This window comes from Collinsella aerofaciens (genome assembly GCF_039758815.1).
GTDB lineage: Bacteria > Actinomycetota > Coriobacteriia > Coriobacteriales > Coriobacteriaceae > Collinsella > Collinsella aerofaciens_BP.
This window is the reverse complement of sequence record NZ_JBDMSK010000012.1, coordinates 1-12,958: the sequence shown is the minus strand read 5'-3', so window position 1 is coordinate 12,958 and position 12,958 is coordinate 1. Positions and strand designations below refer to the sequence as shown.

The following is a 12,958-nucleotide window of genomic DNA, read 5'->3' as shown; positions in this document are numbered from 1 at the left end:
GCAGCTGTTTTCTGAAATGACTTTGCTGCAACCTTTCCTCGCCTTCGGCGGGCGTGGTAGCCTTTGTCGTTGATTAAACTTTTGTGTAACGAAAGGAAGCATATGGCAGCTGCACAGCCGCTCAAGATTCGCATGGTTGCCGGACTTGGCAACCCTGGCGATGAGTATGCCGAGACCCGTCACAACGCTGGTTTCAAAGCAATCGACGAGCTGGCCCGTCAGGCCGGCGTCACGTACTGGAAAAACCAAGCAGGCGCCGAGGTCGCGCTCATCAACATCAACGATCCCGAGGAAGAGGGCGGCAAGCGCCAGATTGTACTGGTCAAGCCGCAGTCGTACATGAACACCTCGGGCGGGCCCATCTCCAAGCTCTGCCGCGAGTACAAGATCAAGGCCGAGGAACTGCTCGTGATTCACGACGAGCTCGACATTCCCGCCGGCGACGTACGTGTTAAGGTGGGCGGTGGCCACGCCGGCCACAACGGCCTGCGCTCCATCATCGACAAGATGGGCAGCCGCGACTTTAGTCGCATCCGCACCGGCATCGGCAACCCTCCCGGCAAGATGGCCGTCGCCGACTACGTGCTTAAGCAGCTGCGCGCCCGCGAGGCCGAGGATTTCCAGGACACCTGCGCCCGCGCGGCCGACGCCGCCGGCCTGGCGATTGTGCACGGCGTAGTCTATGCTCGCGACCATGTCAACGGCGCCGCCTCCGCCAACGGCAAGCACTAAAACCTATCATTTAGGGATAGGTTTATTTTGGCAGGTTTTACCTGCGGAAACGCCGCGGCGGCCGCATCGCAATAAACCGCGCACCGCCATACACACATAGCACCCCAAAGGGGGCCGACCTCATTGCAACCCGAGGCTGGCCCCTTTGCCGTTTTACCCGATAAAGCTGACCAAAATAAACCTCTCCCCCTTTGGTGGGCCGAAGTGGATAAACCCCGCTCCCAACCGCCGAAGACACACGTAAGTGACATGTCCATGAGGGTATAATTTGCACCGTATGTCTGCACAACGCCTGTGCGCGTACGGTTTTATTCGGGCTACCGTCCATTTCCGTGGAGGCACGGTTCGGCAGCCCTAACAAGAGAGGGGTTCTATGTATAAGATCCTGGAGAAGACGCAGTTCTCGGAGAAGGTGTTCAAGTTCCGCATCGAGGCGCCCGCAATCGCCAAACATGCGCACGCTGGACAGTTCCTCATGGTCCGCGCCAACGAGACGGGCGAGCGCGTCCCGTTTACCCTGGCCGGCTGGAACGGTGACGAGGGCTGGGTCGAGTTCATCTTCATGGTGATCGGCAAGACCACCGAGATGCTGTCCACCTACGAGGCCGGCGAGTCGCTGCGCGACGTCGTGGGCCCGCTGGGCGTTCCCACCGAGATGGCCGAGGGCCCCTGCGCCGTCATTGGCGGCGGCGTCGGCCTGGCAATTGCCTTCCCGGTCGCCAAGCACCTGGTCGAGACCGGTCATGAAGTTCACGCCATCATGGGCGCCCGCACCAAGGACCTCCTGCTCATGGAGGACCAGTTCCGCGAGCTCCTCGACGAGGACCACATCCACATCACCACTGACGACGGCTCCTACGGCGAGCAGGGCGTTGTCACCGCTCCGCTGGAGCGCCTGCTGCAGGACAAGGCCGTGAGCCAGGTCTTCTGCGTCGGCCCCGTTCCGATGATGAAGTTCTCGACCCTCACCGCCCAGAAGTACGACACCCCCATCACCGCGTCCCTCAACCCCATCATGGTTGACGGCACCGGCATGTGCGGCTGCTGCCGCGTCGAGGTGGGCGGCGTGACCAAGTTCGCTTGCGTCGACGGCCCCGACTTCGATGCCACCCTGGTCGACTGGGATGACCTTCGTGCCCGCCAGGCCGCTTACCGTTCCGAAGAGGGCGAGTCCCTCAAGGCCTATGAGGAAAAGAGCTGCGCATGCCACTAGTTAACGGTCGTTTCGTTGCCGATATGAAGTCGCCCCGCACCCCCGATAACGAGGAGCCGGCTGCCGAGCGCGCCTGCGACTTCCGCCCCGTCGACAAGGGCTTCACCGAGGAGATGGCGCTGGCCGAGGCCGAGCGCTGCCTCAACTGCAAGAAGCCGTTCTGTGTTGAGGGCTGCCCCGTCAACATCAACATCCCCCGCTTTATCGAGCAGATCCGCGCGAAGGACTTCAGCGGCGCCCTCGATACCATCCGCGAGGACTCCATGCTTCCCGCTATCTGCGGCCGTGTCTGCCCGCAGGAGAACCAGTGCGAGGGCAAGTGCATCCGTGGTAAGAAGTCCGAGCCTGTGGCCATCGGCCAGCTCGAGCGCTTCCTGGGTGACCGCCCCGAGCTCGCCTCCACGCCCAAGATGGCCCCCAAGAACGGCAAGAAGGTCGCCGTCGTCGGATCCGGCCCGTCCGGCATCACCTGCGCCGGCGAGCTCGCCCGCAACGGCTTTGACGTCACCGTCTTTGAGGCCTTCTTTACCGGCGGCGGCGTGCTGGTCTACGGCATCCCCGAGTTCCGTCTGCCCAAGGCGGTCGTCAAGCGCGAGATTGACGGCCTGGAGGACATGGGCGTCAAGTTTGAGTACAACTCCGTCGTGGGAAACATGGCCACGGCCGAGGAGCTGTTCGAGCAGGGCTTCGACGCCATCTACGTGGCGACCGGCGCTGGCCTGCCCAAGTTCCTCAACGTCCCCGGCGAGAATCTGCCCAACGTCTTCTTCGCGAACGAATACCTCACCCGCGTGAACCTGATGAAGGCCAACAAGTTCCCCGAGTACGACACCCCCACCAAGCACGGCAAGAACGTCGTCGTCTTTGGTGGCGGCAACGTGGCTATGGACGCCGTCCGTACCGCCAAGCGCCTGGGCGCCGAGCATGCCATCATCGCCTACCGTCGTACCGAGGACGAGATGCCCTGCCGTCGCGCCGAGCTGCACCATGCTAAGGCCGAAGGCGTCGAGGTTCTGCCGCTCGTCTCCCCGCTCGAGTTTGTCGCTGGCGAGGACGGCTCCGTGTGCGCCGTCAAGGTCCAGAAGATGGAACTCGGCGAGCCCGACGAGTCCGGCCGTCGTCGCCCGGTGCCCATCGAGGGCGCCATCGAGGAGATCCCCTGCGACGTCGCTATTTCGGCTATCGGCACCAACGCCAACCCCTTCGCAAAGAAGATCGGCGGCAAGATGGAGCTCAACAAGTGGGGCTACATCGTCGCCGACGAGGAGACCGGCCAGACCACCGATCCCCGCATCTGGGCTGGCGGCGACATCGTCACCGGTGCCGCTACGGTCATTCTGGCGATGGGCGCCGGCAAGAAGGCCGCCGCTTCCATCACCAAGAGCCTGTTGGGCGAGTAATCACCTACAGCACTAGCCACCAAACGGCAAAGTCCCCGTCGAGCACACGCCCGGCGGGGACTTTTTCTATGCCGACCACCCAACCACCACGATGGGGACAGACACCTTTGTGGTGGTTTGGGGCCTGGTCGGTCGTTTTGTCTCAATCTGTAACACCTGGAGCCCGTTGAGCCTTGTAGTTGTTACAGATCGAGATCTTGCGCCAGCCGCCTCCGCTTTGTCTCAATCTGTAACAGTTAGAGACCAAATTCCCCGCTACGTGTTACAGATCGAGACATTAGATTGGCGGCCGAGCAGTTCATCTCAATCTGTAACACCTGGAACCCAAATATCCCGCTTGGTGTTACAGATTGAGATTTTGCTAAAGCCGAGGATGGGAGCTGCCACCAAAAACCTAACGCTTGCGACGCTTGGTCGCGGCGATGCCGGCCGCGGCAACGGTTGCGCCGGCGATGCCCAGAGCAGCGACTGTCATCGCGGCGGAGTCACCCGTGCCGGCAAGCTCCGTGCCACCGGACTTCTTGCCGTTCTCGCCCTTACCCTTGGACTTGTCCATCGTCACCGTGGTCGTCGTCGAAGTCGAACTGCCCGCAGGGACCCCGGCGCCACCAGAGCCATCCGTACCGCCACCCTGCTCGCCGCCGTCAGGCGTCGGCTCGGGCGTCGGGTCCGGATCGGGCGTCGGCTCAGGCACCGGCTCATCGGTCACCGTAATCGTAATGTTCAGACGCTCGGAATACTCACTGTATGACATGCCAGGGCGCTGTGCCGCAATGCGCACATACATGTTGCTATCGAGCGCAATAGGCTCGGTGTACTTTACGCGGCCTTCGTCACGGCAGGGGCAGGTGTCGTTGGTGGTGTACCAAATCGTCGCGCCATCCTCGGCCGAAAGCTCCAGCTTCGAGCCCTTGGGCACCGTAATGTAGTTCTCCTTGGGCGACCATGCACCAAACGTCGTCGCACCAATCGTCGCCACCGGTCGCGCCGGTCGCACTGCCTCGGCAGACACGCGAACGTCGACCTGCTTGGACAGCGCCGTGCCGTCCACCGCCGCCGTCAACGTCGTCAAACCGGGCAGAGCACCATGCAGCACAAACGTCGCCGCGCCGTCCTCGCCCGTCACGGCCCGGGTGGCATCGACAGAGCAGATAGCCGAGGACTCCAGCCCAACACTAACCTTGGCGCCCGCAAACGGCTTGCCCGCCTTATCGGTCACGTGCGCCACCAGCTCAAAGTCACTGCCATCAAGCATGGTCACGGCCTGTTCCACGTTGAGCTTGAGTTTGTCAGCACGAACGCCCACGACAAGCTCGCCGCTTGCCCAGCGCGCCATGGCCGTGCCGGCGTAGTTGCGAGCACCGTCGAGCTCAAACGCCACCGTCGAGCCCGCCTCACACGCATCGGCATAGCGAATACGCAGCACGCGCGACAGCGGCTTGCCATTGGGATCGTCCTGCTTGTCGAGCCACGTATACGTCACGTCACCCAAGCCCTGCGCGCGCAATGCGACTAGGGCATCGTCGCTCGCATCCATATACTGCGCAAACTCAACCTCGATGCAATCGGTATAGGCATGGGCCGAAACCACCTCGGGTGCCGCCGTCGACACCAAGCCAATGTTCACCTCAGTCTGAATCGGCGGCACGCGCAGCCAAGCCGAACGCGCCTCCTCATACCCGTCCTTGGTCACGCGCACCTGATACCAGCCGGTCGGCGTATTCCAGTTGTATGCACCGTCCGCACCCGTTGCAAGCGGATTGTCCTGCTCATACTCCTCGGCATCCCAACGCACTGCGTTGGTACCGGCCGCATCGTCGGCGCTCCATAGCTCAACCGTCGCGCCTTCAACCGTATTGGACAGCAGGCCCTCGTACACCACGCCCGCAGGGTCGGGTGCTGCCTTGGCAGCCACATTGCGATAACGCGCCTCGAAGATCGACTGCATCTTCTCGTCCGAGATCAAGCCGTCCTTGTTGGCCTTGTAGACCTCGGCATCGGTCAGCTCGCCCCAGTTGACCGTAATACGATTCTGGCATGCGCGCTCCACCTGCTCGCAGGCAACATCGTAGGCGCATTCGGCGTTGGTCAGCTTAATCGCGCGCTCCGAACCTACGCTGGTCGAAGCCGCGTCATAGGCAGCGCCCACCACGGTACCCGCCGAACCGGCCGTCAGCACGCCGGCGATTGTCATAACGGAGCCCACCGCCACATCGGTGCTATCGTGACAGAGCTGGCGATACAGCAGATCCTCAAACGCACGCGCCTTCTCCATGGCGTCACGCAGCGCGTAAATGCACTTCCAGTCGTCCTCGGTCTTCTCGGGCTTGGCAAGCAAGCGCGTATGCTGAAGCTCATAGCCCTCTCGCTCGCCCTTCACCTTCTGCATACGGACGTTCACGTTCTCCCAGTTCTTGCTGGCATCGTTCACACCGTAAATGCCGGTAAAGATGCCGATGCCCTGGGTCGCCGCGGGAAACGCCTGGCCGGCCGCCTTCCACGCATCGGTCTTAAAGACCTGGCCGAACATCTCGCACTCGATCTTATAGCTCTTGAGCGAACGGATCGTGCGGATGAGCTTCATATGGGCGCTCACGTCGCCGTTGCGCTTCCAGGCCATAAGCCAACCGCGAATCGTAGAGTTATTGAGGCTATGGACCACATTCCAGTTGTCGTACAGGTTGTCCAGAATGTCGCACTGCATGGCAATCGAGTTAAACAGAAGCGCCTGGTTCTTGTTGTTATTGGAGTTCTCGATAAATTCCGACTCTATATAGGCCGTCTGCTCGCCATCGGGCGCGGCGACCTTAAAGCCCTTAACGGTATCGTCGTCAGCCGCCTTGTAGCTCAGTGAGCTGCCGAGCGCCTGGCCCAAATCGTTAAACCCGCTCGTCGACTGGCCGTTGTACTCGCTGGCCTTAATGCCCGCACACTTGTTGAGCGCCGCAGCAGTTGCGTCATTCCAGCTTCCGTATTGGTTGAGCCGGCCGATACCCATCGACTGGCCCACCAGATCCTCGGCCTGCTGGGCAATAAACTCCGCTCGCGATGCATGGTCGACGAGCTCCTTGATGGCGGCCGCATCCGCAGCGTTCGCGCCCTGGGCCGCCGCGAGTTCCTGATACCAATCCTCGCTGGTGCCGTAAGCATCCTCAAAGATCATCTTGTCCACATTGACGCCATAGCTGTCGCCCTGCTGGGTTAGCAGCGCCGCCGACCCGCCGACCGCGGCCTTGAGCTCAGCCGCAAACTGCGCGGCCTCGTCGTTGCCAGCATCATCACCCTCGCCGTCGCTGGCGGCAGGGGCGCGACGAGCCTTACGGGCAGCTCCACCTTGGGCTTCGTCCTCTTTACCGTCCTTGTCCTCCTCGGCAAACGCATCGGCGACCATCTGGTCAATCGCGTCGTTAAAGGCCTCGTCGACATCATTAAACGAGTTATCCATCATATACTCGTGCCACTGCTGCACGGCATTCGAGAACTCCTGCTGGCGCTCCTCGGCCGCGGCGGAATGCTTTTTGGCCGAAGCGTTGGCGTCAAAACTCAGCATGGTCATAAGCTGAGCATTGGAGATGCGGTAGGTCTGTGGCATAAAGATCTGCTCAAAGTTGCCGCAGTTCACATAGGTTGAATCATTCGCCTTGTTAAACTCGTCGAGCAGCTTGAGATATCCCTCGTCCACATACTCCGCCACATAGCGCACACGGGTGCCCTCGCGCGACTTTTGAGTCAGAGGAATCGTCACCGTCTTGCCATCCACGCAGTCCACGTACAGGTCGAGCGTGTCGGCGGCCTCTTCGTTTCCCACCTCGAGCGTGATGTCAAAGGTCCAGTAGGCGTTCTTCTTTTGTGGCAGATGATGGAAGGTCCACAGGCTCTTGCCGGTGTCCTTGCCGTCCTTGACCAAGTTTTGCGTACCGCCACGATACGTCACATCAAAGTTCCAGACCGAAGCGCCCGGAACATAGCGCACATAATTGCGAGCCGTTACCTCGGCAGCAGCGGCGGCAACATCGGTCGAGCCCACGCGCGCTTCGAGCGTCACACGCTCGGCGGCAAGCGTATCCTGCGGCAGGTCGTATTCAATCTTGGCACGGCCGAGTTTATTGGTCTTGCCGGTGTACTTTGCAGCCGAGGCGCCCGTGCCCACGGTGAGCTGCGCGCTTTTGCCGGGCGCTGCGTATACGTAGGCCACATTGCCCAGTAGGCTGTGAACGTCGGTGCTGTCGACCTCGATGCGCGATCCGCTAACCTCAAGCGTCGTGCTCCCCAGCGGCAATGTCACCTCGCCCAGCGTAATGAGCGGCGAGATGGCATAGGTGCCCGCGGCCTTAGGCTTAAAGCGCACAAACACATCGGTGCCCGCATTCTTCGTCATATTGAGAACGAGGTTGTCGCCCTCCCAAGTTGCGTTAGCCCACATGGCCTCGGAGCTGGCGCCGGCTTCGCGAGAGCCTGCGGACACTTCCTCGACGGCATCCTTGGCCAGCGGAATCTCAATCTTGGCAGCCTGGCTGTCCTTGAGCTCGTAATGAATGCGCAGCTCGGTCTCCACGCCAACGACCGCGGACGAATCAGCGATAACCGAGCCCGCCGTCAGCCCGCGCTCGGCACGATACGTCTCCACGTCAAACGTGGGGACGTCGAGCGTCACGTCGAGCTGTTTGCCGTCCTCAATCTTCACCTGCTTTTGCGCGATATGCTTACCCACGGTCAGCCCTAGGCGGCTAAACGTGGAATAGCTCGTCGCTTGGATGTCGTAGCTCGTCTTGTTAAAGGCGACGATGGTGTACGAACCGGCCTTAAGGCGCGGCGTCTCGGCCTTCATGATAGGCGTGGTGCCATCGTCTTCGTAACCCATCAGATAGGTGACACCGTCGGCAACTAGCTTGCCGTCGGACGTACGGAACACCAGCACGCGGTTGGCGCCCTGGTAGTCGCCCTTGGTCGTAACCGTCGCCGCACCCCAAGGCTTCAAGTCGATATCGACCTTGCCGGCCGAGGGCTTCACCGTCGCCGTCGCCCCACCCAGCCTGAGGCTGTCTTTGGGCTCGAGCGTTATCTCCAGATCCTGGTCCGCGTCGGCAATGGTCTGCGAAACCACGAGTGCTGTGCCCTGGATACGGAAGTCGTTTTCCTTGTCACCCTTGGCAGGCTTAAGCGTCTTGCCGCCGCTCTTCACCGTCAGATCGATGTTATCGAGACTATCGAGCTCAATGCGTTCGGTCTTATCCTGGCCCACAATCGGTTCAAGATAGCCCACGTTGAGCTCAATCGCGCGCGAGGCCGGAATCTTGGTAAAGTCCTCCGCCTTAATGTCTCCGATATTCCATGTGCCCGTCATCTGATCGCCCGGGCGCGCCAGCACCATGTCATAGTAACCGCTGAGCGAAATGCGCAGGGTGGCTGCCGTCTTGGAGAGAGCGTCCGCTGTAAAGCTGCCGTCATCGCCAACCGCCAGCGGCGTGGACTGCCCCGCCTGCACGAGCACGGCCGCCGCGCCCTGGGGAAGTTTGCCCGTCACCTGGGCCGCCTCGCCCATCCACTCAAACGTGTAGGCAGGCTTCGAGGAATCGACGGAGTCCTTGCGATCGGCCACGGCATCGGCAAGCTTTTTGACCATCGAGGGGTTGCCAGCCGAATCGGTCGCATAGGCATAGATGGTCTGGCCTTCACCAAAGGGAATCGCATACGTTACGCCATCGATTGTCACGCGCTCATTATAGTCGCCCGGATAGCCCGCCTCACCAAACTGAAGATCGGGGTTCATCACGCGCAGGGCAACGGCATTATGGTTCGTCTCGTTTCCGTATCTCGTGTTCTCAAAAGCTCCCCACTCTATCATTTCCACGCTTTTGGGTAGCACAATCTCTTTGCCGGCAATCGCAGGATCAAGAGAGGCGAACGCGAGCGCCCCGATATATTTAACGCCGTCGCCGATCGTCACCGACGACACATGCGAGCACCCGTCAAAGGCATTGCGCTCAATCCGCTCCACCGTGCCCGGCACATTGATCTGCGTAAAGGTGAGCACTGTTGTGTCCGAGACATAGAACTGTGGCACGCCGCAATAGGCGAATGCAAGATAGTCGATAGTTTTGACCGAAGTCGGCAGCGTTGCCACCACCTTGTCGTCAAGTTGTTCACATTCCTTAAAGGCCTGCTCGGGAATCGTGGTAAAGGCCGCGTTGTTGGGCCAGGTTACCGTTTGGAGCGTCTTGCTTTTGTAGAATGCATAGCTCTTGAGCTCCTCGACCGAATCGGGCAGTGCGATCTCTTTGATGCTGCTGCCGCCCAAGCCTCCAACCGAGCGGACATGCGAATTAGGGGCGAAGGTGATCGATGTGAGCGCAGCGCTTCCCATACCCGTAAGGCTTACGACATTTTTGTCGTCGATGGTCGAGGGCACCTCCAACGTGGTAATGCCCGCGTCGCCATACTCGATAGAAATTTCGTTGGTGAGGCTATCAATCGAGAAGTAGTACTGCGCGGGGGTCTGCTCGCCGGCCACGTAGCCATCGTCGTATTCGTCCTTTACGCCCGTGGCGCCCTTCGAGGTCATCCAGAGCCCAAGATCCTCATTCCAGGTTGCTTCGGCTTCGGCGGTCTCCTCCTGCTTCTGCTGTTCGGCGAGCTCCTTCCCCTCGACAAGATCGGTGGCAAGCGTGGCCACGGGCGTGCTCTCGGTCTGCCCAGCGCCCGTCAGGCCTGCCGCCGATGCAATCTCGGAGTCCGGGGGCGTAGGGGTGTCACCGGTATCGAGCACTGTGGGGTCGGCAGCGCCGGCATCGGGCGCGGCGTCGGCGGCATCGGGCGCGGGGTCGGCGGCGTCGGCATCGGCTGCTTGGTCGTTATCCGTCTGCACAAAAGTGCCGTCGGTGGTGAGGGTCTCGGCAAACGCGCCCGCGGGCAACGAACCCGTCACCATGGTGAGGGTCACCGCGGCAACGGTCAGGCGGCGGCAAAGCGCTCGAACAGTAGTCCACCTCATGGTCGTTCCTTTCCTGCAAACCAAAAGTCATCCAGCGTAATCGTTGTCCAAAAACAAAGCGAACGGTAGGTTCATATATACGAACCTACCGTTCTACCTGCGCAAACCGCCACAAAGGGGACAGGCACCTTTGTGGCGGTTTGGGGTCTGGTCGGCGAACCGATTCCGATGTTTGTCTCGATCTGTAACAGTTAGGCCCTGTTGAGCCTTGTAGTTGTTACAGATCGAGATATTGCTCCAGCCGCCCCCGCTTTGTCTCAATCTGTAACAGTTAGAGACCAAATTCCCCGCTACGTGTTACAGATCGAGACGTTAGGTTGGCGGCCATTCGGTTCATCTCAATCTGTAACATCTAGAGCCGTTTTGACTGGCTTGGTGTTACAGATTGAGATTTTGCTAAAGCCGAGGATGGGCGCCGCCGCCAAAACCTAACGCTTGCGGCGCTTGGTTGCGGCGATGCCGGCAGCGGCAACGGTTGCGCCAGCGATACCTAGGGCGGTGACCGTCATTACGGTGGTATCTCCCGTGGTAGCCAGGACAGCATCGCCCTTCTTGGTCGGCGCGGCTTTCTCAACCGTCTTGGTCGTGGCGGTTGTCGTGGCCGGCTTAGCCGCGGGTTTGGTCTCAGGTTTCGTCTCAGGCTTGGTTTCGGGCTTGACCTCGGGCTGCGGCGTCGGATTGGGATCCGGCGTAGGCTGCGGATCGGGAGTCGGCGTGGCTTCAGGCGTAAAGGTCAAATCGGTGTTGAGCCACAGAGTGAAGATACAGCCGCTCTCGGGATCAACTACACTCGCTTCGCCCATCTGGTAGCCGCACTCCTGGCCGTTGATCACCAGCTTGGTGTTGGGCGTAAAGTAGAATCCGCGCGCGGGCTTGAGGTAGATACCGTAGCGATAGGTCACGCCAGGCTTAAAGGCGTCGATGTGGTTCGTGATGTTCTGATCCCAGAACTCCTGAGAGTTCACTTCGCTGCCGTCGCTACCCGTCCAGTACTCACACTGAGGAAGGAAGTTGGAGCCCGTCGGAACATTCGCCGTAAAGACCGGCTTATCGCCTGCCTTGAAGGTGGTCGTGGCGCCGTTGATCTCGATAACGTCGATGGCCCGCCATTCGTCGATCGGCTGCTCGCACAGCATATTGTCAGCGTTTGGCGCGAAGACGCCGTTGACGGTCTTGATGTGGTGCGTCCAATGGCCGTTGACGTACATCATGCAGTCATTGCCCACGGTATTGTCGCCCTTGAGCCTCAGCTCGACGGAATACATGTAGAACTTGCCCTCTTCGAAGTGTTCGATCCTCCTCGCTCCCGTCGGATACTTGGCGGGGTCGGAATACCAGAAGGCAACGGGCGTGAGCTCCGCGGGGTCGCTGCCATCCATCTCCTCCCAGCACTCGTAGGCGATCTCGTACTTGTCGGCGTCAGCAGCGGGAATCGTCGCGGTCGCGCGGGGCGCCTCGCCGGGCGCGTAGTTGGTCTTCACGTCGTTGACGTTCAGGTTATGGAGGGCTTCGTTTTCTGACGCAACGAGCGTAATTTCGCTATTGATGGCGTAGCGGAGGTAATAATCGTACCTGGTTTCGTTGAGGATAGTCGAGCTGCCTTCATAGTCAGTTCCGGTATACTCCAGTGCCGAGCCAATATAGAGAGCCTCATTGCGCGTGAGTCGATACGAGCCGCCTGCCGCGCCACCCGTAAAGGTCAGCGTCAGCCTCATGTGATTGCCAACGGGTTCGAAGCGAGCCGTCACGTCGGACATGGACGCATCCTGAACTTCGACCAGAGTGCCCGAAGCGGCATCGGCCCTGTAGTACTTAACCTCGACAACTTCGCTCGCAAGCGCTTCTGGAATGCCACCCTCAACATCGGGAAAATCATGGGTATACGACTGGCCCTTTTCGAGCGTGATGTTGTCCGAAAGCTCGCAGTTCGTATAATGATCGACCACGGTCGTATTGACCCTAACGCCGCCCCCGCCTGTCACATCGGTCACGCCACAGGGCATGATGGCGTTGCTCGCCGGCATGGCGGCGTTGTCGTCGCCAGAAGCGTTTTGCCCAGCGAGCGCAGCACCGCTAGGCTCATTGGCGGCATCGGCTGGGATTGTCTGCTGAGGCTCAACGGTGGCTTGCGCCGCCGGAGCAGCATCGGTTGCAGGCGCGGTCGAAGCAGCTGGCGCGGTCGTTGCAGCCGTATCCTCCGCAACCGTCGGCGTCACCGGAGCCGCGGCAACCTCATCCGTCCCAGCGGCGGGATCGGCGCATTCCGTCGCCAGCGCCACGCTCGGCAGCAGCAACTGACCGACCATAAGCGCACACGCGCCGGCGCAAGCTATTTTGGCACCCACACAACGCCAGGTACCGTGAGCAAGCGAGCAGGTGGACTCACGTTGAGCTTGCTTGTCAAAGTGGCTTACGTTCATAACGGCCTCCTTGGTCGTAGGGACATACCACCACAAAGGTGCCTGTCCCCTTTGCGGTGGTCCTGTACCACCAAGATGTGCCAAATGACTCCGTATGCCTAGGTTCGTAGATGTGAACCTAGGCCTCTACCTGCACTGATAATTGTTCTCGGGGGAAGCGGGCACTGCGGGGCGCGGCAACGGCGCGCGATTTCCGCGTCGC

General features: G+C 60.6%; 5 protein-coding genes. 3 read left to right on the top strand and 2 right to left on the bottom strand.

Annotated features, from left to right (window positions below; translation table 11 throughout):
* Window positions 1-102 precede the first annotated feature (102 nt).
* From pth to gltA, 3 genes are all read left to right on the top strand, one after another.
* On the top strand, window positions 103-732 hold the full coding sequence (pth, locus tag ABHT90_RS06490) for an aminoacyl-tRNA hydrolase (protein WP_329738821.1): 630 nt from the start codon (window positions 103-105) through the stop codon (window positions 730-732).
* Window positions 733-1,105: 373 nt separating this feature from the next.
* Window positions 1,106-1,945, top strand: a complete 840-nt coding sequence (locus tag ABHT90_RS06485) for a sulfide/dihydroorotate dehydrogenase-like FAD/NAD-binding protein (RefSeq protein ID WP_006235793.1) — start codon at window positions 1,106-1,108, stop codon at window positions 1,943-1,945.
* A complete protein-coding gene (gene gltA, locus ABHT90_RS06480; RefSeq protein WP_346981992.1) occupies window positions 1,936-3,345 on the top strand; it encodes an NADPH-dependent glutamate synthase in 1,410 nt (469 codons plus the stop codon). The genes ABHT90_RS06485 and gltA overlap by 10 nt, the downstream gene beginning before the upstream one ends.
* Window positions 3,346-3,739: 394 nt before the next feature.
* Here gltA and ABHT90_RS06475 read toward each other — a convergent pair whose 3' ends face one another.
* Window positions 3,740-10,336, bottom strand: coding sequence for a leucine-rich repeat protein (locus tag ABHT90_RS06475; protein WP_346981991.1), 6,597 nt, complete (start codon window positions 10,334-10,336; stop codon window positions 3,740-3,742).
* A gap of 428 nt (window positions 10,337-10,764) precedes the next feature.
* On the bottom strand, window positions 10,765-12,756 hold the full coding sequence (locus tag ABHT90_RS06470) for an LPXTG cell wall anchor domain-containing protein (protein WP_346981990.1): 1,992 nt from the start codon (window positions 12,754-12,756) through the stop codon (window positions 10,765-10,767).
* Window positions 12,757-12,958 lie beyond the last annotated feature (202 nt).